This is a genomic window from Rickettsiales bacterium (assembly GCA_041396965.1).
Taxonomy (GTDB): domain Bacteria; phylum Pseudomonadota; class Alphaproteobacteria; order Rickettsiales; family SXRF01; genus SXRF01.
Map to the genome: position 1 here is coordinate 376,222 of JAWKXN010000001.1, position 26,612 is coordinate 402,833.

The window sequence follows — 26,612 nt, forward strand, 5'->3', positions numbered from 1 at the left end:
CACCAACGCTAAGATGGTCATTAGACAAGAATATTATTTCTTATTGTCACGTTTTTCAGCGATACGAGCCGCTTTGCCGGTAAGACCACGTAGATAGTAAAGTTTAGCGCGGCGAACAACACCTCTGCGCACCACTTTCACACTCTCAACACGTGGAGAGTAGGTAGGAAACACCCTCTCAACACCTTCACCGTGACTGATTTTACGAACAGTAAATGACGAACGAACACCAGCGTTTTTCTTTGCTATGCACACACCTTCAAAAATCTGGGTACGTTCGGTGTTTCCCTCAATAATGCGAACACCAACCTTTACGGTATCACCTTGCGCGAAGTCATCTATTTCCTTGCCTTCAGCAAGTTTTTCCATATTTTCTTGTTCAATCTTCTGCAATAAATTCATTTTCTTGTTCCTCAACTTTAACCGTATCTATATTTCACTTATCTTTGCCCATGCCCACCAAGTCAGGACGACGAGCCTGTGTGATTTCTCTAGCCTGCTCAAGTCGCCACCGTAGAATTTCCTTATGATTACCAGAAAGCAGTACCTCAGGTACAGACATTCCTTTCCAAACGGATGGGCGAGTATAATGCGGATATTCTAATAGTCTAGTAAATTCTTCATTATTGTTGAAACTTTCTTGAAGCAGGGTCTCGCTATTGCCTATTACCCCATCAAGCAGGCGTACACAAGAGTCAATAATAGCCATTGCCGCTATTTCACCACCAGATAATATAAAGTCACCAAGACTTATTTCTTGCATATTATGGTGGTCTATCACCCTCTGATCAATTCCCTCAAAACGGCCGCATACTATTATTGGTTGTGTATCTTTTAATTTTTCAACCATAGATTGAGTAAGTGGTTTGCCGCGTGGGGAAGGGTAAATAATAGTTGGTGGCTGGTGGTTGGTGGTTGGTGGTAACAGGGTTTTGGCGTGTTTGATGGCGGCATCAATTACGTCCGGTTTCATCACCATACCCGCCCCACCACCAAAAGGTTTATCATCAACGGTTTTATGTTTGTCGGTGGCAAAATCACGAATCTGTAAGGTTTTCAGCGACCATATGCCTTGCTCTAAGGCTTTACCAGCTAATGAATGCCCCAAACTGCCCGGAAACATCTCAGGAAAAAGTGTTAGGACAACTGTGGAGAAGATGGGGGAAATCTGTTCAGTCATATTTCTTGTCCAGTATTCTCTCTACCCCACCGTTTTCGGAGGGTGAGTTTTGTAATCTACCACTACCCGATAATGTGGGTCATCATCTTTATCCTGCTCTATCATATTTCCCGCCTTATACAGTAGGTCACGGCAGTCAGAACTCAAATGTTTCAAATGTAGTTTTGTTCCGTTTTTTATATAGCGCTCAGCTAGTGAGTCAATTGCCTCAAGCGCTGAATGATCCCATACACGGGAATAACGGAAGTCAATTATCACATCCTCAGGGTCATTTTTTGGGTCAAATAGTCTACTGAATTTATTTATTGAGGCGAAGAAAAGCTGCCCATGTAATATATAAGTTTTAGTTTTTTCATTTTCGGATTGTGCTTCCACATAAATATGGCGTGCCGACTCCCAAGCGAAAACTAAAGCGGAAACTATTACGCCAACGATAACAGCGATAGCGAGATCGGTAAACACAGTCACCGTAGAAACAAGTACAAGCACAAAAGCGTCTGATTTAGGTATTTTATGGATAATTCTTAGCGATGACCACTCAAAAGTACCTATAACTACCATGAACATAACCCCAACCAACGCAGCGACCGGAATCATCTCTATCCAGTCAGAAGCGAATAATATGAACGATAATAGGAAAAGAGCGGCGGCTATTCCAGCAAGTCTTCCTCTGCCCCCAGATTTTATGTTTATCATGCTTTGTCCGATCATAGCACAACCACCCATGCCACCAAAAAATCCAGTACAGATATTGGCGATTCCTTGAGCGGCGCACTCACGGCTGTTGCGACCTCTGGTCTCTGTCATTTCATCTATTAATGTCAAGGTAAGAAGAGATTCTATAAGTCCTATAGCGGCAAGTATTATAGAGTACGGAAATATTATATATAACGTTTCTAAATTAAGAGGTACGGATGGTATGTGAAAGCTGGGAAAACCACCAGCTATTGAAGCTAAGTCACCAACCGTACGAGTATCTATACCCACAAAAATAACCAGTAGCGACGCAACAAGTATTCCAGCTAGAGGAGCGGGAAATTTTCCCGTAATTTTTGGCATTAAGTAGATAATAGACATAGTAATGGCGACAATAAAAAGCATTGTAAATATTGCCTCATTTTTCATCCATGCCATTTCACCATTATCATTTATAGTTTTGAATTGACCGAGTTGAGCTAGGAATATCACAATCGCCAAACCATTGACAAATCCAAGCATAACCGGATATGGCACCATGCGTATGAATTTCCCAAGCCTAAGAAGACCGGCTGAGAATTGTAATATTCCCATCAAGATAACAGCGGCAAACAAATATTCAACGCCATGATTTTTAACCAAGCTCACCATAACTACCGCCAATGCGCCGGTCGCTCCTGAAATCATACCAGGTCTGCCGCCAAACGTGGAGGTAATCAATCCAACCATAAAAGCCGCGTAAAGACCGACAAGTGGTTGAACACCAGCTATAAACGCGAAAGCAACCGCCTCAGGAACAAGAGCTAAAGCAACCGTAAGTCCCGACAGCACTTCTGTTTTGAAATTTTTGAAAAGAGATAAATTCACTGCTCACCTACTATTTTTACATATTATTTCTGTTTTGAAGAGAGCAGAATCTATAGATTTTTGGAAGATTTGCAACTATCGCGAAGGGGTAGAGCAAAAATAAGGCTTAGAACTCATGTGTTTGTCGCAAATGGCAGGAAAAAATCAACGAGACATAACTTTGCATAATAGTGGTAAATATTGTAGCAGATTTTTTTAAAAAATCCAGAATTTTAAGTTGATATTTTTTTTCATAATATGCTGAATATATTAAGATTTTTTGTTATAATATGATGGTAGTCACAGTTATTTTGTAAAAATATACGACAGGAGGTTGTATGTCTGATTTTGAGTTGATGCTTAAAGATTACCGGCTAACCACCGCTGAAATACTATATCATCTGCCGGATCATCCGTCTTTGTTGCAGAGCTTTGTTTGGCAAAATTTAGATATAGCGCCAAGGTTTCCAGTTCTTAAAAAATTCTTAGATTTTTGGGAGGATGAGATAGAAGGTAAGTTGCATTCTGTGAAAGTAGCGGCGATACCGGTTATAGCGCCATCAAATTTTATTTATTGCAATGAGCGTATCACCATTCACTAATCTTTATTTCTTACTTTGTACCGGCTTGTTTCTGGTAAAAACATAGTTATGTTCGTCAGATAATCTATCCGAGAACTTATAACCATCATCATTAAATCTGAGCAATTCTTCTGGCTTTTCTAGGTGATTCCTTATTATGAAATTAGCCATTTTACCACGTGCTCTTTTAGCGAAAAGACCAATTATTTTCAGTTCTTTTCCTTGCCTTTCCTTAAACACTATATTCACAAGTTTACCGGCGAGAAGTTGCGGTTTTATCGCTTTGAAATATTCTTGTGAGGCTAGGTTGATTATAGTTTTTTCTTTATGGCTTTTTAGTTCAAAGTTTATCGCTTCTGTTATACTATCGTTCCAGAACTCATATAAATCTTTTCCGGATTCGTTTTTAAGTTTTGTTCCCATCTCAAGTCGGTATGGCTGGATAAGATCCAGTGGTTTTAGCAGACCATAAAGACCTGATATTATACGCAAGTGCTTTTGGGCAAACTCAAAATCTTTTTTTTGATATTTTTTTACTTCTATTCCCTCATATACATCACCCTGAAAACTTAGAATAGCCGGATGGGAGTTTTTCTTGGTAAACGGGGTTGTAAAATTTTCATAACGATTTTTGTTAAGAATTGCTAATTTATTGCTTATTGACATTAAATTAACCAAATCATCAGTGGGTTTTTTGCGTAGTATTTTGATAAGCTGCTCTGATTTGGTAATAAATTCTGGTATATAAGTAGCGATGTTTACCTTGTCTAATTCTATATTATTAATAGTTTTTGAGGGTGATAATAGTAAAATCATTAAAATAATTTAAGTTTTATCTAAAATATTAACTAATTTTTAATAGAAATTTGTTACATTTTTATTAAATATGAAGGATTGTAACATTTACTAAGGTAATTCATTACTGTATATGTTATAATCAGCATCAACGATTTTGTACAGCTGTTTGTCTTATCTCAAATATTGAGATTATTGAATTAAACAGGAGATGTTTTTAATAACTGGTTAGAGCTACGCATTAATTAGGCAGAATTTATGAGAAAAATAAACATATTATCGCTTTATAAGGATAAAGAAGGTTCCGCCATTCTAGAATTTGCTTTTGTCGCTCCTGTGTTCTTTCTCCTGTTTTTTGGGATTACCGAGTTCGGTTTGTTTATGTATCACAAGGTGGTAATAGAAGGAATTGCAAGCAAAATAGCTCGTCTTTCTTCCACAGGTGTTGATAGTGATCCGGTATGTAGTAGCTCTGCCGACCGTATAGCTTATATTAAATGTGTGGTGGAGCACAATACTGATAGTTTGATGGATAAGGATAAGATAGTGTTTCAAACTAATCTGCTGTCTGGAGGAGGAACAGTAACCCCTGATATTTGCATGGATGGCGGGACTCCAAGCAGCAGCCCATCTAGCTGTACTACATTTGAGGAAATAAATGGTGTTGCCGGTTATCAGGGTCTTGGAGCCAGTGCTCTAACCAATGGGGGGGAGATCATAGAAGTTCGTATCTCATATCCGTGGCAGGTTAAGTTTCCGATAATGGCGGATTTTTTTGGTGATAAAGGGGTGGTTATGATCACGGCATCAACAGTTATTAAGAATGAGCCTTTTGGAATAATAAATTAGGTTTGGACAGAAATCTGGTTATAGAATTCTTTGTTGGAATTTGAGTATGTTATGGTTACGGGGGTGGTTTATGACTAAAAATAGAAAAAATTTAATATATGATGCCGGTGGTATGGCACTGGTAGAGTTCGCCATATTATTGCCGATATTGCTTGTATTATTTTTTGGCTCTGTTGAGGTGGCTAGATATATAATCGGCTTTCAGAAATTTGAGCGCGCGACATATTCTGTTTCTAACATAATGACTCAATATCTGCCGATTACCTATAAGGATGGTCCTCTGGAAATAGATTTGGACGCGATAAATAATGAAATAATTCCGCAGTTTGGAAATAATATGGAGGGGTATAGTGATCCATTAGATAGGATAATACTTCTAAGTTCAATCAGTAAAACCAAACCGGGGGGTAACAATGATACTATTACCGTGAATTGGCAGGTAGCTGGTGGGGGTGATCTAGCAAATGCTGATACGAGAAGCATTTTGAATGGTGCTAACGCTATTATTTTCAAGCCTTCTTTGAATGGGAACGGTTCGGATAATGGTATTGCGGCCGGATCGCATCCAACTTTTCCTACATTTTCAGGGCAGCCTTTGATGAATGGCGCGTTGAGTGGCATGGAAGTCGGTGAGAATATGCTTATTGTTGAAGCTTTTTATAAGTATGAGCCAATAGCTAGTAAAATACTCGGAGGTTTAGGCGTTGGTAATATAGGTGAGCATACTATGAAGTCAGTTATTTATTCACGTCCGCGTAACGGCGATCTTCTGACTTTAGTACGTCCGGCCCCTCCTTCAGTCATACCAGGTCCGGTACATAGCTGGGAAGGCTGTTATACAATAGATAAGCCTTATAATAATTGCACTACAACCGGTACCCCAGAGACGGGGACTCAGACAGTATGCTGGACATGTACAGGGGAGAAATATTGTCAGTATTGTACTATAACTTTTGCGAGCCCTGATGATACTGTTGGTTCAAAAGTTTGTAATCCCGCTGAGTTTCGTAACCGTACTGGATGCACGTCCACCACCACTCAGACACCAGGAACCGGCACTGGTAGTGGAGGTGGTGGTGATCCATACCCGCCACCATCAGAAGGTTGATTATATTGGGGTGGTTAATACATCGTTAGTTGTCTACTGTTCAGGGCTTTTAGGAGTGTGATATGTTTAACAAGAAAAAAATATTGTTGTCTTTTCTATATTGTGAGCGTGGAAATGTGATAATAATGACAGGATTGTTTATTATGGCTTTGTTTGCCATCGCTGGGGCTGGTCTTGATTTTGGTAGGGCTTACCTATTTAAGACAAAATATCAGCAGGCACTTGATCTAGCTGGTCTTGCCGCCGCCAATCCCGCCAAGAATAACCCTGACATCGCTGACAGACAGACAGCGGCTAATATGTATTATAACCTTAACTTTCCTGCGAGTTATCTCGGTAAAACTAGACCTTCTTTTACATTAACCCAAAATACCCTTAATATGGAGATAAGTGGAAATACCTCTCTTGATACTAATTTTATTGGGACTGTAGGGCAGGATAAGCTAAAACTTTCCGCTGCTAGTAAAGTTGATATACCAGGAAAAGCTCCTAAGTTTGATGTAATATTGGTGCTTGATGTATCTGATTCAATGGACTGGCAGTTTGACGGTGATAAGTGTACTCAATTCGCAACCACTCCATGTAATGATAATGATGGCAATCCAGCTACGGCAGGTTACCCGTATTGTTATGATACTACAGGAAATTATTATTCTTGTGCTTATGCTTCCCGTTTCCATGCTCTTACAATAGCAGCAAAAGCTCTTAGTGATACTTTGCTTGATGACACTGGAAGTTCTCCAAATAGGGTTGCTGCCGTAACTTGGAATGATCAGTTGGTTGAGGTTAATGATTTTGTTAATAAAACCACTGGTTCAACTAGTATACCTAATTTCCTCAGCTATTATAACAATACAAAGATAAAGGGCGCGACTGACAGCACTAAAGGGCTTGAAGCTGCTAAATCTAAGGCTACGGAGTTCAGAGCGGATACTGTACGTGTTGTGGTATTACTTACTGATGGTGAGAATAATGGTGGTAAGCCAGGTCACGACCTTGATATAGATAACGCTAGCATAGCGATTTGTAACGAGTTAAAAGCCATGACACCGCCAACTATTATTTATACTATAGCGCTTGGTGATATTGTAAAAAAAGATATTGATGGTAATTTTATAAATACAGGTGGGGTAGCGGTTGAGCAATTCCTAAGAACCTGTGCCTCTGGTAATGTCGTCAATAATCTTAACAAATACTATTTTGTCGCCCCTGATGGAACCCAATTGAAAAATATTTTTACCGCTATAGCTGAGAATATTCAAAAGCTGCGCATTACTAATTAATTAAGGCTTGTGAACATATTGATGTTTTTCTATATTCGCTTTTATAATTAATAAATATATATATAGAAAAATGAAAAATATTTTAATCGCCGGTGGCGCTGGTTTTATAGGTTCCCATTTAAGCGTCTTACTTGCCGGTCAGGGTAATAGAGTTTTTATTGTTGATAATTTTTTCACCGGCAGACGTGAGAATGTAGAATCTCTATTGAAGCGGAATGACGTATCACTTATTGAGCACGATATAATTGAGCCATTTGCTGGAATTAATGATATAAAGTTTGACGAGATATATAATCTCGCCTGTCCGGCTTCTCCAATCCACTACCAGCCAGATCCAGTGCGTACCATGATGGTGAATGTTCTTGGCATGAAAAATTTACTAGAGCTTGCTAAGGAACATAACGCTAAAATATTGCAAACATCAACCAGTGAGGTTTACGGTAATCCTAAAATTCATCCTCAGTCGGAAAGCTATCTTGGTAATGTTAATATAATAGGACCACGCGCTTGCTATGATGAGGGTAAAAGAGCCGCTGAGACTTTATGTTTTGATTATCATCGTCGGTATGGAGTTAACATAAAGGTGGTAAGAATATTTAATACTTACGGGTCATTAATGCGTGAGGATGACGGGCGGGTAGTGTCCAATTTTATCTGTCAGGCATTGACAGGAAAACCGATAACTATATACGGTAACGGTTCACAAACCCGCTCTTTCTGTTACATTGATGACATGGTAGACGGTATAGTAAAAATGATGGAAAGTAAGGATGGTTTTACTGGTCCGGTAAATCTCGGTAATCCTGATGAGTTTACTATTGAGGAACTGGCGGAAAAAATACTGGAAAAAACCGGCAGCGACTCACCGCTTAATTATAAGCCATTACCACAGGATGACCCGTTGCAGCGACAGCCAGATATCAAGTTAGCTAAGGAAAAGCTCGGTTGGCAACCCAAAATGTCTCTTGATAGAGGGCTAGATAAAACAATAGCTTATTTCAAAGAGAAAATTGTTAATTGATTGTTAAAAGCTGTTTGATAACATTTAATAATGAAAATATTAGTCCCAATAAAACGAGTGGTTGATTACAATGTGCGCATACGTGTTCGCGCTGATGGTAGCGGGGTGGAAACACAAGGCGTTAAAATGTCAATGAACCCTTTTGATGAAATAGCGGTTGAAGAGGCGGTGCGTCTTAAGGAAAAAGGTATCGTAAGCGAAATTATAGTGATGACCATAGGTGCGGAAGCATCTCAAGATGTGCTAAGAACCGCTCTTGCTGTTGGCGCTGACAGAGCTATTTTTGTAGAGGTTGGTAGCGACATTAAGCCACTTGCGGCGGCGAATATTATTAAGAAAGTCGTTGAGAAGGAAAATCCTAGTTTAGTAATTACTGGAAAACAGGCGATAGATGATGATGCTAACCAGACCGGACAGATGCTTGCCGGATTGCTTGGTTGGGGGCAGGGGACATTCGCTTCTAAGCTGGTTATAGAAAATAATTCCGCTTTGGTTACTAGAGAAATAGACGGCGGGCTTATGAGTGTGAAGCTACCTCTTCCAGCGGTAATAACCACTGATCTCAGGCTTAATGAGCCTAGATATGCCGCTCTTCCTAATATTATGAAAGCTCGCTCTAAACCACTTGAGAAAATTGCGGTATCTGACTTAGGAGTTGATGCTTCCTCAAAATTAACCGCCGTAAAATATGAGGAACCAAAAAAACGTTCCGGTGGTGTAATGGTTTCAAGCGTTGAAGAGCTGGTTGGTAAGCTTAAAAATGAGGCGAAAGTTATATGACAGTTCTTATAATAGCCGAACATGATAATAAAGAGCTTGCCGCATCCACTTTAAGTGTGGTAACCGCTGCCAATGCTATAGGTGGTGGTTTTGATGTGTTGGTAGCGGGCGTTGGTGCTGAATCAGTAAGCAAGCAAGCCGTGAAAATAAATGGTGCGGGAAAAGTTTTATATTCTGACGCTTCTCATTACGCATATCCTCTAGCGGAAAATATAGCTCCTCTTATCGTCTCCATTGCTGGAAACTATTCGCATGTATTAATGGCGGCGACCACTACGGGTAAGGATATTATGCCACGCATTGCCGCCTTGCTCGGTGTCTCACAAATTTCTGAGATAGTTGAGGTATTATCCGCTGATACGTTTGTTCGTCCGATTTATGCCGGCAACGCCCTTGAGACGGTACGTTCTAATGAGGATATAAAAATAATTACGGTACGGACGACTGCTTTCGCTAAAGCGGAAATGGGTGGTAGTACCACTATAGAAACGCTCGCTCCGCTTGAGTCTTCAAATCTTTCATCGTTCGTTGAGTTAAACGAAAATAAATCAGAACGTCCTGAGCTTACCTCAGCTAGGATAGTGGTGTCCGGCGGTCGTGGTCTTGGCTCGGCGGAAAATTTCAAAAAACTGGAAGGATTCGCAGATAAGTTAAAGGCTGGGGTTGGCGCGTCACGAGCGGCGGTTGATGCTGGTTTTGTTCCCAATGATTATCAGGTCGGGCAGACCGGTAAGGTGGTCGCTCCGGAGCTTTATATCGCTGTTGGTATTTCAGGAGCGATTCAACATCTTGCTGGCATGAAAGACAGTAAGGTAATAGTTGCTATCAATAAGGATGAGAACGCTCCGATTTTTGAGATAGCTGATTATGGGCTGGTTGCTGGTTGGGAAGAGGCTTTACCAGAGCTTGAGAAGCTGCTATCAGAATAAAATGTCAATATCCTCTGATTTACCTTGTACAGCCATAGCGCAGATAGATTTCACGGTTGGCGATATTTCCGGCAATCGTGATAAGATAATCGCCGCTTGGAATAAAGCCAGTGATGATGGCGCGCAAATAGTGATATTTCCAGAATTATGCGTAACTGGTTATCCGCCGGAGGATTTAATTTTAATGCCGGAGTTCCGTACTCAGGCGATGAAAGCGGTTCGTGATATAGCGGCGGCTACTAAGGATGGGGCGGCGGTTATTATCGGCTCGGTATTAGAGGAAGACGGGAAAATATATAATGCCGCTTTACTCCTTGATAGTGGCAATATTGTTCACGTGCAGCGTAAAATAATGTTGCCTAATTATGGTATTTTTGATGAGAAGCGGCTTTTTTCCACCGGTAACAGTCATAAAATAGCTTTGTGGCGTGATTATAAGGTGGGAATCCTTATCTGTGAGGATATATGGGATCAGTCTTTTGAAAAAGATCTACGTGATCAGGGTGTAGATATAATATTTGTAATCAATGCGTCTCCATTTGAGGTTGGTAAATATGAACGGCGTATTGAGGTGGCGAAAAAAGTGGTGTCTATTACGGGATGCTCATTATTATATGTGAACCTAGTTGGTGGTCAGGATGATATTGTTTTTGACGGTGGTTCATTTGCTCTAAATAGTAAAGGTGAGGTGACAAATTCATTTCCACAATTCGCTGAGGGTATTTTTACCATAAATAATTACATGAAACTGTCTTCTGAAAATACATTACCATTAAACCAACGTGATGATAATTGGCTGATATGGCAGGTGATGAAATTAGGTCTTTACGATTATGTTCGTAAGAATGGCTTCTCCGAAGTTTTACTAGGTCTTTCCGGCGGGATAGATTCCGCAGTTACCGCTGTTCTTGCCGCTGACGCTTTGGGTTCGGATAATGTTCTTGGAGTATTACTGCCATCACCTTATAACTCAAAAGGCTCAGTGGATGATGCTAAAGTTCTCGCTGATATGATCGGTATAAGGACTATTACAGTGCCAATAAGTTCCGCTATGCGAACATTTGATGAGATGCTGACACCACATTTTGGGCGTGAAAGCTGGATAGAAGAAGCCGAAATAGGTGGTAATTTACAGGCAAGGCTTAGAGCTGTCGTGCTTATGGGGCTTTCCAACAGTTATGGCAGTCTGTTGCTTTCTACCGGTAATAAGTCAGAAATAGCCGTTGGTTACTCAACTCTTTATGGTGACTCTTGCGGGGCTTATAACGTACTTAAGGATTTATACAAAACTAAAGTGTATGAACTTGCTAACTGGCGTAATTCAGTTGCTACGGCTATACCTGAGTCTGTCATTAGCAAACCGCCATCCGCTGAGTTAAAACCGGAGCAAAAAGATACAGACAATCTACCACCATATGAGATATTAGATGACATACTTGAAAAATATATTGAAAAAGCGATGTCAGCGGCGGAGATAATAGCGGCTGGTCATGAAGCTTCTACGGTTGAAAAAATTCTCAAATTGGTCAGAATATCAGAATATAAACGCAGACAGTCTTGTCCGGGAGTGAAAATATCATCAATGCTGTTTGGACGGGACAGACGCTATCCAATAACCAACAAGTTTTAGATATTATGATGATGACAGTAAATAAATATTTGCCGACACCACTTGCTATCCTAGCGTTTCTAGTAAGTTTTTTGCTTATTTATATGGCTGGAGTACCTATCCTGCAAGATTATGATATGGGGTGGCATATAGCTTCAGGTGACTTAATTAGGGCGAGTGGTTTCATACCTGAAAAAACTACTTACTCTAATTCAGGTGGCGAGGATATGTGGTATAGCCATTCATGGCTATGGGATATTATAATCAGCTTCATACACGAAAAATCAGGAGTAAAAGGGCTTTACATCTTCTCGGTCATATTTCCATCATTAGTGGTTGCCACCCTTATAGGAGCTCTTAGCAAGCGGCATGATATAGGCGTAAATGCCATGATTTTTACCTCTCTTATCGCCGCTTATTGTTTGCGTGAGTTTGCTACCGGTAGACCACAAATAGCTGGCATATTACTCGCTCTTATTTTTTATAATATATTAAATTCATACCGTATGAGGAATGATATTCGTAAGTTATTTGTTCTGCCTCTGCTTATGATGATTTGGGTAAATATACATGGCAGTTTTATAGTTGGTTATACTATTCTAGGGGCATTTGGTTTGGAGGCTATTTTCCGTAAAAAATGGAAATGTCTCATCAGTATGCTTACCGTTGGTATCTTTTGCCTGTTCGCTGCTCTTATTAATCCTTATGGGATTGATCTTATATATTTCATCATAAACACTAGGGAAAGTGTCATAACCCAATATATAACCGAGTGGCATCCATTTGTTTTTGGTGAGGTAATAGGCGCTACATTTCTCATGCTTGCCTTTGTGCTTTTTGTGGATATACGCAAGAATAACTCACATCTTGCTGATATTATCCTTGCTTTCATCTGGCTTACCGCTATGTTTTTTTCTATCCGTAATGTTGGCTTTGCAGCTATTTTATGCGCGCCTTATTTAGCGGCAAACTTGCCTGCTGATGACCTTAAAGACAAAAATACCCGCAGCCTTCTTGAATGGATAAGAAATAAAAGATTATCTCCGGTTATGACAAGTCTTACGATTATCTCGGTAATAGCTAGCTATTTTACTCTTACAATTATGGGTAAGGAGCATTATTTGGAGCAAGCTGATAAGTCGCCGCTTCCGGCTATAGAATATGTAATGAAAAACTATCCAGATAAAAAACTACTCAATGATTATGATTTTGGCGGTCGTATAATCTATGAAAGCGGTGGCAAGCTGCCAGTGTTCATTGATGGACGAGCGAACGCTGCCTATAATGAAAAACTTCTTAGTGATTTTATAGATTTTTTCCTACTTAATGAAGGCTGGCAGGAAAAAATGGATTCTTATGGTGTTGAGATAATACTGATAAAAAACGGACGAGATTTCGCTAAATATTATGAAAGAGGATTATTTCATGATGAATGGCAGGAAGTTTTTCGTGATGATGTAGCGAGTGTGTACGTTAGAAAAGATTCAACCGTTAAAGAAATAATTAAAAACTAATCTCCATGTCCGAAACTAAACACGGATAGCAGAATTTTATTTTATTCATATCTTCTGCCGCTATTGGCCATGGATCAACATTTGGATCTATGTCGTATAGTTTTTTCGCTTTGCTAAAAAATATTCCTGAAAAATCTGATTTGGCTCTGAAAACTATTCCAGATGGTTTTGCTACGGCAACTATCTGTCCTTTCTTTACCGCTTCCATTTCATCATATTGATGTTCTTCTACTGCACCACCAATCTCTTTTGCCATATATATAAGATCATTACTGGGCGGAGTTTTCTCATACTCAAGATCACCATAAGTTATTCTTGGCTGGACACTATAGCGAACAAATTTCCCGTCTTCTTGAGGGTTAAGAGGAGTAACGCTAGTAATACCCTGATTATACAAGGTAGCAAGAGTAAAGGCTGCCGCTATATTTGGCGAGTTTTTATCTTCATGTCTTCCGGCTTCTATGCCAGTTTGGCATTTAATATTCTCAAGCGGGGAAAGAATAGTTTTAAGGGTTTTTACCGTAACCTGCTTCGAGGCGTTAGCGGAAATTGCCTCAGCGAGATCGGTAAGCACCGCTCTTATTGGGCTATATTTAAGATCATTATCATTTTTATGATCAGTAATACAAACCATATTTCCACGTGCGGAATGTATATCTATTATGCCACGTATATTTCGCGCTATATGGTATAATTCTCTAGCTCTTTCCGTATGTGGGTAATCGCTATCACGTTCAAGAAAATCAACCGGTATTCGGTTGCCATCGGCAAGTAGTTTGCCATTATCATCAAGACCACAGCGAAAAGCGTCACGTGTTTCCTGCTCGGAACTTGGCGATTTTTCCCATTCTTTGAAATATTGCTTTGCCGCCAGCGGATTGCCGATAGCACAGATCACATCATGACGTAACATACCAGCTTTGCTAAGGGCGATGGCAAGAGCGACTCCGGCAAGACCCGCCGGTTCATTGCCATGCAACTGCGTAAGTATGAGAAATGGAGGTAACTCTCCGCTAACTACCCCTTTAAGGTATGTGGCTGCTTTTATAGTTTTTCCATCTATTTCCACCTGTTGATTTTGCAGATAATCATGTATAGTCTTAAGTTCGCCGATAGTAAGATGCTTGGTAAAAAACTCCTGTTTGAAAGCTTCTTCAGGATTCTGGCAGCTCGCTAGCTGTGCGAAATCATAATTATATATATCGGTTATTGGCATTTGCTAATTACTTTATTCACTATTTGCAAAATTTTAGAGGTTGCTATGCGGGAAGTTATTTTTATCGGTCTTTCAGGACTTACCCATAATTATGGTGGTCTGTCACCTGATAATGTCGCTTCCAGCAAAAATCGTGGCAACAAGTCTAGTCCAAAGAAAGCGGCTTTGCAAGCTATTGAGCTAATGCGTAAGTTACTTTCTCTTGGAGTAACAGTCGGAATTATGCCTCCACAATTACGCCCTGATATTATGGGAATACAAAAAGAGGGTTACGATTTATCTAACGCTCCGGTGGATATATTGGAAAGATACTCATCATCATCATTTATGTGGGTGGCAAACGCCGCGACCGTAACTCCCACCACTGAGAGTATTTCTGGTAAATCTTGTCTTACAGTCGCGAACCTACATACCAACCAACATAGAAGGATAGAGGCAGACGCTACATATTCTATACTTAAACAAATATTTTCTGCTGTCAGTAATATCAATATATTCCCACCACTTTCCGCGAATGATGGCTTTTTAGATGAAGGGGCGGCAAACCATATGCGACTTTGTCCAAACCATAATAAAAAAGGTCTTAATGTGTTTGTATATGGTGGTAGGCAGAATTTAGAGGCTTGCACAGAAATAGTAAAAAAACATTCTATCTTTGATGATAGTTACCTGATGCTTAGACAAAACCAGCAAGTAATAGACGCTGGGGTTTTTCATAATGACGTAATAGCGGTAAGTAATGAGAATTTATTACTTGTTCATGAACAGGCTTACGCTGGTGGTGAGAGTGACATTAAAGAAATAGAAAAATCCTATAAGAAATTATATCCGGAGTTCGATTTTCATGTAATTACCATTAAGGATAGCGAACTCACGGTGGAAGAGGCGATAAATACCTATTTCTTTAATAGTCAGATAGTAAGTAAATCTAGTGGTGGTATGGTAATAATAGCTCCACAAGAACTTAGAGATTTGTATGGCGGCAAAGCGGCAAATTTAATGGAAAAAATAATAGCGGATAATAGTAATCCACTTTCCGAGATAATCTATATGAATCTTAAGCAAAGCATGCGAAATGGTGGAGGTCCCGCCTGCTTGCGGCTTAGGGTTCCGCTGGAGGAGGATCAGCTAGAATATATGTCTAGTCAGAATAACGTAATAGTTAACAATAATATATTGGAGCAGATAGAGGAGCTTGTTAATAAATTCTATCCTGATGAGCTGGTGCTAGATGAACTACGTGATTCTAATATTTACGAATCTAACAAATTGTTTTTGCAAGAACTTTCTAAGCTGTTACGTATAAATATATTGTAACTATATAGCTTATTACGACGAATTATCCATGTAGATGCTATCTAGGAGTTTTGTCATCAAATTTTAACTTTCGTTATATTATTTTCTAGGCTAGCATGTATCATTGAATTATCTTGAGATTTTTTGTTTTTATGAATAAGTGCAACATATTGTTTTTATTTATTATTTTCCTTGTATCCGTAGTTTTGCTTCCAGATGTGGCTATGGCAACGGACACTGTTATCGGTAATATGATGTGTACGGTTAATGGCTGGATGCTAGGGACTACTGGTAAGGGACTGCTTACTATTGGTACGATTATAGTAGGGCTCCTTGCTATATTTAATAAAATAACTTGGGGGTTCGCTATTATACATGGTGTTGGTTCTGTGTTGATAATAGAGGGAGCTTATATAGTAAATTCTCTAAATTCTGGTGGCACTGGATGTGCTTGATTGGTTAGAGCGGATTCTTTATTTATCTATTTTATTTTATGTTTTATCCTAAGCGTAACATTTTGATGGGATTCTTTTGTTAAATGTTTTTACGGGAGGCTATTTTGATAACAGAAAATACCCCTGAATTATGGCTTTCCCATCTGCCTTCCCCAGCCATTGAGGGAAATAAATATGATCGTGGTTATGTTGTCGTAGCGGCTGGTGGTATAGAAAGTACTGGCGCTACTAAAATAGCCGCGCTTTGCGCTCTGCGTAGTGGTGCTGGTCTAGTATCAGTTGCTTGTGACAGTGCTTCATTACCGGTATACGCCGCTTCTCTCTCCGCTATAATGACCAAGCCAGTTGAGGATATTTCACAGTTTTTATCACTTATAAAAGATAAACATGTGACCTCCGTGTTGATAGGTTGTGGGGCTGGTATTAACAAGAAAACAAAGGAATTTACCCTTGCTGCCTTAGCTGAAGAGAAGATGGTTATAATAGACGCTGACGCTATCAGCGTATTTTCGGAAAATCCCAAACAGCTTTTTTCCTCTATAAAATCACCGGTAATCCTTACTCCACATGAAGGAGAGTTTAAGCGTCTATTTGGTAATATAATTGATATGAATCATGATAGAATTAGCAGGGCAAATAAAGCGGCGGAAATTAGTGGAGCGGTTGTCATATTGAAAGGTCATCATACGGCAATAGCTTCTCCTAGTGGTAAATTAGTGGTAAACAAAGGCTCAACACCATATCTGGCGACCGCTGGTTCAGGTGACGCTCTTGCTGGAATATGCTCCAGCCTAGTCGCCGGTGGTATGCCAGCTTTTGAGGCGGCGTGCGCGGCGGTTTGGATTCATTCAAGGGCGGCGATAAAATTTGGTTGTGGTTTTATAGCTGACGATATGGCAAACTTGCTACCAGAAATATTCACTGAGTTAAAAAATAAAGTTAAATGAATATATAAGGGATTTGATTATGGTTAATAATAAATTCTGGGAAGAGGTGGCAGGCAGGCTGCTATGGCATAAGAGCTGGCACAGTGTTGACAGTTCAGATTTTAATACCGCCACCATAAAGTGGTTTGATGGTGGCAGCCTTAATGTCTCTGAAAATTGTATAGACCGCCACTTAAAGGAGCGTGGTGATAAAACCGCGATAATCTGGGAAAGTGATAGCGGTAATGAAAGCCGTATAATTAGTTATAAAGAATTGCATAAAGAAGTATGCAAAGCGGCAAACGCTCTTACTAGTCTTGGAGTAAAAGCCGGTGATATAGTTACGATATATTTGCCGATGATTCCGCAAGCAGCAATCGCTATGCTCGCCTGCGCCCGTATCGGCGCGACACATAGCGTGGTATTTGGTGGCTTTTCCGCTAAGTCTCTTCGTGATAGAATTACTGACGCTAATAGCCGTATTTTGATAACCGCCGATGAGGGAGTGCGTGGAGGCAAAAAAGTTCCACTCAAAGCGACCGTTGATATAGCCGTAAAAGATACAAGTATAGAAAAAATATTATTGGTAAAGCATAGTGGTGGAAATATTGAATTTACTGATGGGCGTGATGTTTGGTGGCATGACGTAGTTGACATGGCGGATGATAATTTTCCCGCTAAACCTTTTGATTCAGAGTGTCCTTTATTTATTCTATATACTTCGGGTTCTACCGGAAAACCAAAGGGATTGATGCACACTAGCGCTGGTTATCTGGCATGGGCTTCTTATACTCACGAAATTATCTTTGATCTTAAAGAGGATGATGTATATTGGTGTACCGCTGATGTTGGCTGGGTGACCGGACATACATACACGCTTTACGGCGCGCTTGCTAATGGTGCTACCACACTTATGTTTGAGGGAGTTCCAAACTATCCGGATTCGTCACGTTTTTGGCAGATAGTTGATAAATATAAGGTCACTATTTTTTACACAGCGCCGACCGCTATTCGCGCTATGATGCGTGATGGCAATGAGTGGGTCAAAAAATATAGCCGCAAGTCATTACGAATTTTAGGCTCTGTTGGTGAGCCGATAAATCCTGAAGCTTGGCGGTGGTATGATGAGGTGGTTGGTGAAAAACGTTGCCCGATAGTTGATACTTGGTGGCAGACCGAGACCGGAGCGACCTTAATCAGCCCGCTTGCCGGTAAAACAAAAACTAAAGCGGGATCTGCGACATTACCGCTAAATGGAATTGAACCCGTCATACTTGATGAAAAAGGTAACGAGATAACAGGAGAAGGTGAGGGAGCTTTATGTATAAAAAACGCTTGGCCATCACTCGCCCGCACTATTTACGGTGATCATGAGCGTTATAAAAATACTTACTTCGCGCCATACGCAGGGTATTATTTTAGTGGTGACAGAGCAAGGCGTGACGCTGACGGCTACTACTGGATAGAAGGACGGATGGATGATGTACTGAATGTCTCCGGTCATAGACTCGGAACCGCCGAGATAGAATCAGCGTTAGTCGCTCATGAAAAAGTAGCTGAAGCCGCTGTTGTTGGTGTTCCTCATGATATAAAAGGTGAGGGGATATGCGCTTACGTTACCTTAAATAAGAATGTTGATGTCGCGGCGGATAAAGATAAACAGGTGGTAGCGGAGCTAAAAAATTGGGTAAGGGAACAAATTGGCGCGATCGCCACACCTGATGAGATAAGATTCGCCGCTCAATTGCCAAAAACCCGTTCTGGGAAGATAATGCGGCGGATACTTAGGAAAATAGTAGCTGGGCAAATAGACCAAATTGGAGATACCTCAACATTGCTAAACCCAGAGGCAGTGGATGAGTTGATAGCAAATAATAAATGACTATTCTTAATTTGCCAAATATTTTGGAGAACTAAATTAGTAATGAGATAAATATTTTTTATCAGATGAAAGGAAATAAATATGTTAAAAGGAAAAAACGCGATTGTAACTGGTTCAACCAGCGGTATTGGTCTTGCCATAGCCAATGTTCTAGCGGGACATGGCTGTAATATAATGCTTAACGGCTTTGGTGATGAGTCATTTATTGACTCGCTAGCAAAAGAGCTGCCGGAAAAATATGGGGTAAAAGCTTCCTACTCACCGGCGGATATGACCAAGCCAGCCGAAATAGCCGGAATGGTCACAGATTGTAACACGCAGTTCGGCAGTGTTGATATTCTGGTAAATAACGCCGGTATTCAGTTTACCGCACCTGTGGAGGAATTTCCCGATGATAAGTGGGATGCTATTATAGCGATAAATCTTTCATCAAGTTTCCATTCAATTAAAGCCGCTATTCCGCTTATGAAAAAGCAGGGTTTTGGGCGTATCGTAAATATAGCTTCCGTGCATGGTCTGGTCGCCTCTACCCATAAAGCGGCTTACGTGGCGGCGAAGCATGGTATAGTCGGGCTTACTAAAGTAGTAGCGCTAGAAAACGCCGAAGCTAATATTACCGTAAACGCTATCTGCCCAGCATGGGTACATACTCCGCTAGTGCAAAAGCAAATTGAGGATAAAGCAAAAGAGCAGGGCATAAGTGTAGATGAGGCAACCGCTAAATTACTCGGTGAGAAACAACCTAATAAACGTTTCATCAAGCCAGAAAATATCGGTGAGATGATCGCTTTCTTATGTGGCGAGAACGGCAACCCAATGACCGGTGAGATAATTACTATGGATGGGGGCTGGCTGGCACAGTAGGGCGCATAATTTGCTACCCTGCGGGTACGGCATGACGAAAGACCAAACTGCTTGTTATAATCATTAAAACTGCTATACTGAACTCACGGCGATTGAAAACCGCTGAAGTTACCGGTGCGCTCCCGACAGAGCGATTTTTTGTGTCCATTATTCATGGCACTGTTTTCTTATGTCGGGAGTGCGGTAAATAAAACACCCTTTTGGGGAAATAGCCGTATCGCGTGTAACTTCGTGGTTTTCAACTCCCGACACTTTATACTTGTTTTGGATAATTCTCATACAAAACGAGTATGAAAACCTTATCTGATAAATAATGTTCTCCGCTGCGATTCGTATTGTCGTAGCCCTTTAGGGCGAAGACAGAAGCGAGCGTAAAATTGAATAAAAATATTACATAGTTTTATTCATAATAAGTATAAGAAAGGAAAATACCATGAATTACAGTACAAATTATAACGCAAAACTACTCCGTAACTTACGCCTTTCTATCGGGCAAAATATCCATAACCACCGCCTACGTAAAAAAATTACTCTGAAAAAACTAGCTGTCTCTTCAGGGATTTCTGAACATATGCTTGATTGCTATGAACTCGGAAAATATGAGATAACTATAGAGCATATCCTAAGAATATCCTGTGCTATGAAAATGGAAATGGAGAGATTGCTCGCTACAGAATAGTAATATTGTACTCAATCTGAATAATTTTTGTACGGTACATTCCTTATTGTCTTTCCGACCGAACTTTAGTGAGTGGAGGAATCTTTATAAAAATTGCCTATAACCCTAAGATCCCTCGGCTACTCTCGGGATGACAGTTTATTAGCTACCCCTTCTTCTCTCGTAGCTTCTCCCAATAATTCAGCCGTTTAATAATCTCTCGCTCAAATCCAGCTTCTGCGGGATTGTAATATTTTTTGCGTGGCATCTCTTCGGGAAAATAATTTTGCCCAGAAAAACCATCTTTGGTGTCGGGATCATAGACATAACCCTTGCCGTAGCCTGCCTCTTTCATAAGCTTGGTTGGGGCGTTGAGTATATATTTTGGTGGCGATAGCGAGCCATTTTCTTTCGCATCTTTTAAGGCTTTGTTCATGGCGCGGTATACCCCGATTGATTTCGGAGAGGTGGCGAGATAAACAGCGGCTTGCGCGATATTGACATAACCTTCCGGCGCGCCGATAAATTCAAAAGCGTCTTTAGCGGCGATGGTCTGAACAAGAGCGTTCGGGTCAGCAAGCCCTATATCCTCAGAGGCGAAGCGAACAAGACGGCGCAGTATGTAGAGTGGATCCTCCCCACCATCAATCATTCTGGCTAGCCAATACAGGGAAGCGTCTACATCAGAGCCACGCAGTGACTTATGCAGCGCGCTTATCAGGTTATAATGCCCATTACGGGATTTGTCGTAAACTGGCATCCGTTTTTGAATGATAGTAAGCAATTTTTCACTGTCCAGCGGCTCTGTTATTTCCAGTAATTCCTCAACCATATTCAGTAGGTAGCGAGCGTCCCCATCGGCGATGGCGCATAGTGTTGTTCTCGCTTCCTCATCAAGCGACAGGTTTTTACCGGTAAATTCCTCCGCCTTATGGGTGAGTTTTTTAAGGCTGTTACTGTCAAGCCGGTTGAGTATCAACACTTTACAGCGAGAGAGCAGGGCGGAGTTAAGCTCAAATGATGGGGTTTCGGTGGTCGCTCCAATGAGTATTATCGTACCATTTTCAATGTAAGGTAGAAATAAATCCTGCTGTGAGCGGTTAAAACGATGAATCTCATCCACCAGTAATATGGTGCGCTTTCCAGCTTCCTTATCGATCGCCGCTTGCTCAAATACTTTGCGCAAATCAGCACTGGCATGAGATATAGCCGAGAGCTGGACAAAAATCCCGTCACTATACCCCGCGATAAGCCGTGCCATCGTGGTTTTGCCACAACCGGCACTGCCCCAGAAAATTATGGATGGAAAATTTTTGGTTTTTATGGCATTAGCAAATAACGAACCATCAGTAAGCAGATGATCTTGTCCCAGCACGTCAGCAAAGCTCTGCGGGCGCATCCGGTCGGCAAGCGGACGAGCGGTGTCATCAGCGAAGGTGAGGGCGGTTTGGGCGGTGGTCATAAACTCTACTTTATTTAATTCGTTTTTTGTTTGCACTCTCAACAGCCTTTTCCTTTTCTTCTCTGCGTGCTTGCGAAAGAGCGGCCGTCATTATGCTAGCTGGCATTGCCACGAAACCAAGACCGATAAATACGATGAAACCAGTAAATATTTTCCCTCCCATTGTTATGGGATATACATCGCCATATCCAACGGTCGTAAGAGTAATTACTGACCACCAAAGTGAATGAGGAATTGACTTAAAGTTATCTGGTTGAACAGGGTTTTCAAAATAATATATTCCAACTGATGATACATATAATATTATCAGTGATGCCCCTATAAAAAAAATAAGTTCATCTCTAGCTAAAGCTAAGGCACGAGCGATTCTCTTAAGCGCGCTGCTCCTTCTAAACATTTTTAATATATAGACTAGTCTGAAAAGCCTTAAAATCCTTACATATCTTAAATCCATCGCTACACCCATATAAGCACCTAAATAATATGGAAAAATAGCAAGTAAATCAATGATTCCCCACCAGCTAGTTATAAACTTAAACGGTTTTTCACTGATAATGATGCGTAGAAAATATTCAACGGTAAAAAGTCCTATCGTAATGATTTTAATCAAAAACAGTACTTTGCTTCCTGTTTCAGAAATGTCTGGTAAAGTATCAAGAGAAAAGGAAATTAAAGAAACAACTATAAGAATCTGTACGCATACAGCAATACGACCATTATCAAGTTCTTTTCTAATTTTTGTTTTTACTTCACTATTGAACATTTGTGGTATCCATATGAATTTTACTTCTTACTTGTTAGTACTGTCATCCAAGCGTTCGGGATTTATCTTAAACTCATAACATATTAGTATAGCATATGGCGCAACAAATAATACTTTCTTGCTACTACTAATCAATATAGTATTTTGACTTTCCCTGTAATCATGCTATGCGAAGTGGCTTATAGATATAATTGTTTAGTTAGGTTTTTCGTATATGTTGTTTATTGCTCTTTTGCTCGGAATTATTGAGGGAATGACCGAGTTTCTTCCGGTTTCCTCCACCGGTCATCTTATATTATTTGGTGATATACTCGGTTTTGAGGGGCCTCCGGGAAAGACTTTTGAGATTGTGATTCAGCTCGGGGCGATTCTGGCGATTTGCTGGTTATACCGTAAAAAACTGACCGATACAACGGTCGGCATTATTCAGCGCAAGGAAAAAGACTGGAAATTTGCTATGGGCATTTTACTGGCGTTTTTACCAGCTATGGTATTTGGCGCGCTATTCCACAAATTTATTAAAGAACAATTGTTTAATCCGACAAGTGTATCCATCGCTTTAATTGTCGGCGGTATCATTATTTTGATTGTTGAGCGCTATAAACCAAAGCCACGCCATCATACGGTTGATGATTTTTCTCCGGCGCTCTGTTTCAAGATAGGGCTTTGCCAGTGCCTAGCCATGATACCGGGGACATCACGCAGCGGGGCGACCATTATGGGCGCGTTGCTTCTGGGCGCGGATCGTAAAGCGGCGACCGAGTTTTCCTTTTTCCTTGCGATCCCTACTATGTTTGCCGCCACCGTGTTTGATTTATATACAAGCTGGCAGTATCTTTCACTTGATAATGTCCAGATCATCGCCGTTGGATTTATCGCAGCGTTCGTAAGTGCCTTGCTGGTGGTGCGCTGGGCGATTACTTTTATTACTAAACATGGCTTTGCGGTATTTGCCATTTATCGTATTATACTCGGTGGCGTGATGCTGTATTTACTGAGTTGATTTTAGGTGTCTCGCTAAGGCACAGCTATTTTTGGAATTCACACTACCTATTTTGACGGTTCTAAAAGAATGTTTTGCTTATCAACATTCTTGCCTTTTAGGCGACACTAATATAGTATTCCCGTAATCGACGTTTAAGACCGTCACATAAACCGGACTTCCCTCCCGTCAGAGGGTTTTCTTACATCTGCATATTACAGGTGTTCCCTTATGTCGGGAGTGCGGTGAATATAATAGCTGCTTGCAGCGAATAAACTCACACGGCGTTTATGGCGTGGTCTTAAACTCCCGATACCAACTAAATATAGGGAGCATACCATGCAAAAAGCCAATCAAGAATTACATCACCTTCAAAAAACTATCGGACAGAATATCCACAACATAAGGTGTAAGAAAAAGCTTACACTAAAGAAATTCTCACGGCTTACAGGTATCAGCATTAATCTGTTAGACCAGTACGAATTAGGCAAGAACCATATTCATCTGAATGAACTTGTAAGAATTGCATCTGCGCTAAACACAAAAATAGAGTTTTTAATGCAATCTGATATTAGAGCATTCTCATGAAAATTTCTACTGATGAAGGGACAAAACAGTTTATAAAAAATACCGTATCGGCAGATCTTAATAAGAAATTCTTTAATTATATCGATATTTGAATTGTTTCCAGTTAAGAGCTTTGATCATCATGATATTCTTTATAGCCATGCTTAACCCTTACCTCACACTCAACCGCCAATATATTGGTAAAATATTTTCCCCAATGGGAATGGCGGGCGATGACAGGCTCTAACTGCCGACCCTCTCGGTGGCGTGATACTGTATTTGCTGAGTTAGTAACTGTCATTTTCTAAGATTAGTGAATCGTTCTTGATTCCTGTGCGCTAAGGCGTTGTTCACTAAGTCTATCCACATGGTCTGATCTGTATGAAGCATTATTATATGACACAGCATATGGTGTACTATCACTATTGTCTTTGTGAGTATCATCTATTTGGTAAGGAGTCTGTTTATAAGCTATGAGTCCAAGCTCTGGTATATCTATTTCGTTATTATTAATCATTTTAGTTAATGCTTTTGTGTGTAGCTTATGTTCATAATGATCTACCACATTTGATTTTATCGCCATAGGTAAATTAGAATAAGGTTTATCGTATTTTCTATTAATTTCATTGTTTATATCAGAGTGTGTTTCTAGTAAAATCCCGAATGTTTGTTCAGGTTCTAGCTTATTGGAACGGTTATAATTAATCAATTCTTTGAGTTGATTGTTAAAAGCATACTTATCTTTCCCTCCCATTGATTTTGACATAGCGTGATCAACACTCATAAATACAGCGTTAGTTACAATACCAAATACAGTATTTGCCATTATAAATCCTGCCCCAGTTAGCAGTGTGGGAGATATTAATCCAGCAGTAACCGTAGCTAATGCCGCAACAATCAATATACTAGCTAGGCTGGTATTTCTTCCGATATTACTATTTTTTTGTATTGCTTTTAATTCCAATGATATTGGATTTTTTTCGCCTAATATTTTTGTATCAGCAACATTTTCTAAATCATTTACAGTTAGCTGTGTTTTTGGCTTTCCAGTTATATTAGAAATTTTATCAGCATATAATTCTAGCAGAGATTCTTTCCATTTTTTTTCTATGCGATTATGGCGAAATATAGTTAGCGCAGAAAATACTATAGTTGCAACGGCTGTGCCGACAACACCAAAGGTCGCTGCCGATGATAGTTGTATAGAGCCGCGTGCGAACTGCCACAATTTGCCGCTTAGTTCATTGCCTAAGAAATTGCCCAATTGGTGATAATAACTTTGATTATTTTCTCTATTCATACCAACTATATTAGTTGGTATTACGTATGATTGATAGTTAAGATTATGTTACAAGTCTACTGTAAAGCTGATAATAATAACATCTTGATTTATATACAAAGTATAAATATGGCGGGAGTGACGGGACTCGAACCCGCGACCTTCGGCGTGACAGGCCGACGCTCTAACCAACTGAGCTACACCCCCGCAAAGAAGTGTTTTTTACAGCGCAGAACAGCATTCAGCAGAATGCCCAGCCCTGAGCCCTGTCTCATGTGAGCACCATTAGGCGCGCAGCGGAGACAATGTCACATTATGGTGGGCGATGACAGGCTCGAACTGCCGACCCTCTCGGTGTAAACGAGATGCTCTACCAACTGAGCTAATCGCCCTTTTGTCAAGAGTTTTCCAAAAAGGGAAGTAGTTTACTACCCGTTTTTTTCCGTTATTGCAACAAATGAATTAAAAAAAAGAGCGTTCCACGCAATATACTGGGAACGCTCTATATTTTCAAGAGAATAGCTTATATTATACTAAGCTGCTTTTTTCCTAGAAGGTTTGTTTACCGCATCGCTTAAAGCTTTGCCTGGTTTAAATTTAGGCTTTTTAGAAGCCGCGATTTTTATAACCGCACCAGTACGTGGATTACGACCTTCAGTAGCTTTACGATGAGTAACCGTAAATGTTCCAAAGCCCACAAGACGAACTTCATCACCTTTAGACAGAGCTTTTGAAACTACAGAGATAAAAGCGTCAATAGTTTCAGATGCTTTTGCCTTAGTTAAGTCAGCTTGATCCGCGATCTCTGCTATCAATTCATTTTTATTCATATTTTTTACTCCCTAGTTGCTTAATAATATTTATATAACGATATTATAACTTAAATTATAAATTTAGTTATATTAGCTTAAATAAAAGCTACGCCTATGAATCAAGCATGGAAGAGAGGAAAAGTAAACAGTAATTTTAATATTATCGCAAAAAAATAATGCGAGAAAGCGCTCTCATCCTAGATCTTGGAGTTACTTATAGGATAATAAATAAAATTTTTTAATAAGTGTATCAGAATTT

Annotated in this window: 26 protein-coding genes and 2 tRNA genes; 16 read left to right on the plus strand and 12 right to left on the minus strand. The window is 40.1% G+C overall.

The genetic code is table 11. From position 1 onward, the window contains the following. Positions 1 to 33: 33 nt before the first annotated feature. Genes rplS through R3D71_01920 form a run of 3 tightly spaced genes read right to left on the minus strand, consistent with a single transcriptional unit; the run spans position 34 to position 2,743 of the window. A complete protein-coding gene (gene rplS, locus R3D71_01910) occupies positions 34 to 402 on the minus strand; it encodes a 50S ribosomal protein L19 (protein ID MEZ5690406.1) in 369 nt (122 codons plus the stop codon). Between the two features lie 34 nt (positions 403 to 436). After that, complete coding sequence (trmD, locus tag R3D71_01915) at positions 437 to 1,180, minus strand: tRNA (guanosine(37)-N1)-methyltransferase TrmD (GenBank protein MEZ5690407.1); 744 nt, start codon at positions 1,178 to 1,180, stop codon at positions 437 to 439. 21 nt (positions 1,181 to 1,201) lie between these two features. Beyond that, positions 1,202 to 2,743 (minus strand): SulP family inorganic anion transporter, encoded by a 1,542-nt coding sequence (locus R3D71_01920; protein ID MEZ5690408.1) that lies wholly within the window; start codon positions 2,741 to 2,743, stop codon positions 1,202 to 1,204. Between the two features lie 317 nt (positions 2,744 to 3,060). On the opposite strand from R3D71_01920, the gene R3D71_01925 reads away from it, so the two are divergent. Further along, positions 3,061 to 3,324, plus strand: coding sequence for an aspartate-semialdehyde dehydrogenase (locus tag R3D71_01925; protein ID MEZ5690409.1), 264 nt, complete (start codon positions 3,061 to 3,063; stop codon positions 3,322 to 3,324). 3 nt (positions 3,325 to 3,327) lie between these two features. Here R3D71_01925 and yaaA read toward each other — a convergent pair whose 3' ends face one another. Next, positions 3,328 to 4,119 carry a peroxide stress protein YaaA gene (yaaA, locus tag R3D71_01930; protein ID MEZ5690410.1) on the minus strand — a complete coding sequence of 264 codons (792 nt, stop codon included), beginning with the start codon at positions 4,117 to 4,119 and terminating at the stop codon, positions 3,328 to 3,330. 237 nt (positions 4,120 to 4,356) lie between these two features. Here yaaA and R3D71_01935 point away from each other — a divergent pair, with 237 nt between their 5' ends. The 8 genes from R3D71_01935 (at position 4,357) to R3D71_01970 (ending at position 13,191) form a co-directional block, all read left to right on the plus strand. After that, on the plus strand, positions 4,357 to 4,947 hold the full coding sequence (locus R3D71_01935) for a pilus assembly protein (GenBank protein MEZ5690411.1): 591 nt from the start codon (positions 4,357 to 4,359) through the stop codon (positions 4,945 to 4,947). A gap of 70 nt (positions 4,948 to 5,017) precedes the next feature. Beyond that, entirely contained in the window at positions 5,018 to 6,055 is a 1,038-nt protein-coding gene (locus tag R3D71_01940) for a TadE/TadG family type IV pilus assembly protein (protein ID MEZ5690412.1), read from the plus strand. Between the two features lie 62 nt (positions 6,056 to 6,117). Next, complete coding sequence (locus tag R3D71_01945; protein ID MEZ5690413.1) at positions 6,118 to 7,338, plus strand: VWA domain-containing protein; 1,221 nt, start codon at positions 6,118 to 6,120, stop codon at positions 7,336 to 7,338. Between the two features lie 70 nt (positions 7,339 to 7,408). Continuing rightward, the gene (locus R3D71_01950; protein ID MEZ5690414.1) at positions 7,409 to 8,359 is read left to right on the plus strand and encodes a UDP-glucuronic acid decarboxylase family protein; all 951 of its coding nucleotides are present in this window, start codon (positions 7,409 to 7,411) and stop codon (positions 8,357 to 8,359) included. A 30-nt stretch (positions 8,360 to 8,389) separates the two neighbouring features. Continuing rightward, the gene (locus R3D71_01955) at positions 8,390 to 9,139 is read left to right on the plus strand and encodes an electron transfer flavoprotein subunit beta/FixA family protein (protein MEZ5690415.1); all 750 of its coding nucleotides are present in this window, start codon (positions 8,390 to 8,392) and stop codon (positions 9,137 to 9,139) included. Then, positions 9,136 to 10,068, plus strand: a complete 933-nt coding sequence (locus R3D71_01960; protein MEZ5690416.1) for an FAD-binding protein — start codon at positions 9,136 to 9,138, stop codon at positions 10,066 to 10,068. The genes R3D71_01955 and R3D71_01960 overlap by 4 nt, the downstream gene beginning before the upstream one ends. Before the next feature lies 1 nt (position 10,069). After that, complete coding sequence (locus R3D71_01965; protein MEZ5690417.1) at positions 10,070 to 11,698, plus strand: NAD+ synthase; 1,629 nt, start codon at positions 10,070 to 10,072, stop codon at positions 11,696 to 11,698. Between the two features lie 5 nt (positions 11,699 to 11,703). Further along, a complete protein-coding gene (locus R3D71_01970; protein MEZ5690418.1) occupies positions 11,704 to 13,191 on the plus strand; it encodes a hypothetical protein in 1,488 nt (495 codons plus the stop codon). Here R3D71_01970 and R3D71_01975 read toward each other — a convergent pair. After that, positions 13,181 to 14,407 carry a hypothetical protein gene (locus R3D71_01975; GenBank protein ID MEZ5690419.1) on the minus strand — a complete coding sequence of 409 codons (1,227 nt, stop codon included), beginning with the start codon at positions 14,405 to 14,407 and terminating at the stop codon, positions 13,181 to 13,183. The two genes, R3D71_01970 and R3D71_01975, sit on opposite strands and share 11 nt — an antisense overlap. Before the next feature lie 45 nt (positions 14,408 to 14,452). On the opposite strand from R3D71_01975, the gene R3D71_01980 reads away from it, so the two are divergent. The 6 genes from R3D71_01980 (at position 14,453) to R3D71_02005 (ending at position 20,509) form a co-directional block, all read left to right on the plus strand. After that, the gene (locus tag R3D71_01980) at positions 14,453 to 15,724 is read left to right on the plus strand and encodes an N-succinylarginine dihydrolase (protein MEZ5690420.1); all 1,272 of its coding nucleotides are present in this window, start codon (positions 14,453 to 14,455) and stop codon (positions 15,722 to 15,724) included. A gap of 131 nt (positions 15,725 to 15,855) precedes the next feature. After that, positions 15,856 to 16,158 carry a TrbC/VirB2 family protein gene (locus tag R3D71_01985; GenBank protein MEZ5690421.1) on the plus strand — a complete coding sequence of 101 codons (303 nt, stop codon included), beginning with the start codon at positions 15,856 to 15,858 and terminating at the stop codon, positions 16,156 to 16,158. 104 nt (positions 16,159 to 16,262) lie between these two features. Continuing rightward, a complete protein-coding gene (locus R3D71_01990; GenBank protein ID MEZ5690422.1) occupies positions 16,263 to 17,105 on the plus strand; it encodes an NAD(P)H-hydrate dehydratase in 843 nt (280 codons plus the stop codon). Positions 17,106 to 17,124: 19 nt separating this feature from the next. After that, positions 17,125 to 18,966 (plus strand): acetate--CoA ligase, encoded by a 1,842-nt coding sequence (gene acs / locus R3D71_01995; GenBank protein ID MEZ5690423.1) that lies wholly within the window; start codon positions 17,125 to 17,127, stop codon positions 18,964 to 18,966. A gap of 81 nt (positions 18,967 to 19,047) precedes the next feature. Then, positions 19,048 to 19,830 (plus strand): 3-hydroxybutyrate dehydrogenase, encoded by a 783-nt coding sequence (locus tag R3D71_02000; GenBank protein ID MEZ5690424.1) that lies wholly within the window; start codon positions 19,048 to 19,050, stop codon positions 19,828 to 19,830. 433 nt (positions 19,831 to 20,263) lie between these two features. After that, positions 20,264 to 20,509, plus strand: coding sequence for a helix-turn-helix transcriptional regulator (locus R3D71_02005; GenBank protein ID MEZ5690425.1), 246 nt, complete (start codon positions 20,264 to 20,266; stop codon positions 20,507 to 20,509). 145 nt (positions 20,510 to 20,654) lie between these two features. Here R3D71_02005 and R3D71_02010 read toward each other — a convergent pair whose 3' ends face one another. Together R3D71_02010 and R3D71_02015 are read right to left on the minus strand one after the other, a co-directional pair. Further along, positions 20,655 to 21,950: a replication-associated recombination protein A gene (locus R3D71_02010; protein MEZ5690426.1), complete on the minus strand. Its 1,296-nt coding sequence runs from the start codon at positions 21,948 to 21,950 to the stop codon at positions 20,655 to 20,657. Between the two features lie 10 nt (positions 21,951 to 21,960). After that, entirely contained in the window at positions 21,961 to 22,713 is a 753-nt protein-coding gene (locus R3D71_02015) for an ion transporter (protein MEZ5690427.1), read from the minus strand. 214 nt (positions 22,714 to 22,927) lie between these two features. Between R3D71_02015 and R3D71_02020 the strand changes: the two genes are divergently transcribed. Next, complete coding sequence (locus tag R3D71_02020) at positions 22,928 to 23,716, plus strand: undecaprenyl-diphosphate phosphatase (protein ID MEZ5690428.1); 789 nt, start codon at positions 22,928 to 22,930, stop codon at positions 23,714 to 23,716. 670 nt (positions 23,717 to 24,386) lie between these two features. On the opposite strand, the gene R3D71_02025 is transcribed toward R3D71_02020, so the two are convergent. The 5 genes from R3D71_02025 to R3D71_02045 all read right to left on the minus strand — a co-directional run bounded on the left by R3D71_02025 (position 24,387) and on the right by R3D71_02045 (position 26,371). Further along, a complete protein-coding gene (locus R3D71_02025; protein ID MEZ5690429.1) occupies positions 24,387 to 24,563 on the minus strand; it encodes a hypothetical protein in 177 nt (58 codons plus the stop codon). Positions 24,564 to 24,572: 9 nt separating this feature from the next. Then, positions 24,573 to 25,562, minus strand: a complete 990-nt coding sequence (locus R3D71_02030) for a hypothetical protein (GenBank protein MEZ5690430.1) — start codon at positions 25,560 to 25,562, stop codon at positions 24,573 to 24,575. A gap of 109 nt (positions 25,563 to 25,671) precedes the next feature. Beyond that, positions 25,672 to 25,748, minus strand: a tRNA-Asp gene (locus R3D71_02035). A 109-nt stretch (positions 25,749 to 25,857) separates the two neighbouring features. Next, positions 25,858 to 25,933: transfer RNA gene (locus R3D71_02040), tRNA-Val, on the minus strand. A gap of 141 nt (positions 25,934 to 26,074) precedes the next feature. After that, positions 26,075 to 26,371 (minus strand): HU family DNA-binding protein, encoded by a 297-nt coding sequence (locus R3D71_02045; GenBank protein MEZ5690431.1) that lies wholly within the window; start codon positions 26,369 to 26,371, stop codon positions 26,075 to 26,077. Positions 26,372 to 26,612: the final 241 nt, after the last annotated feature.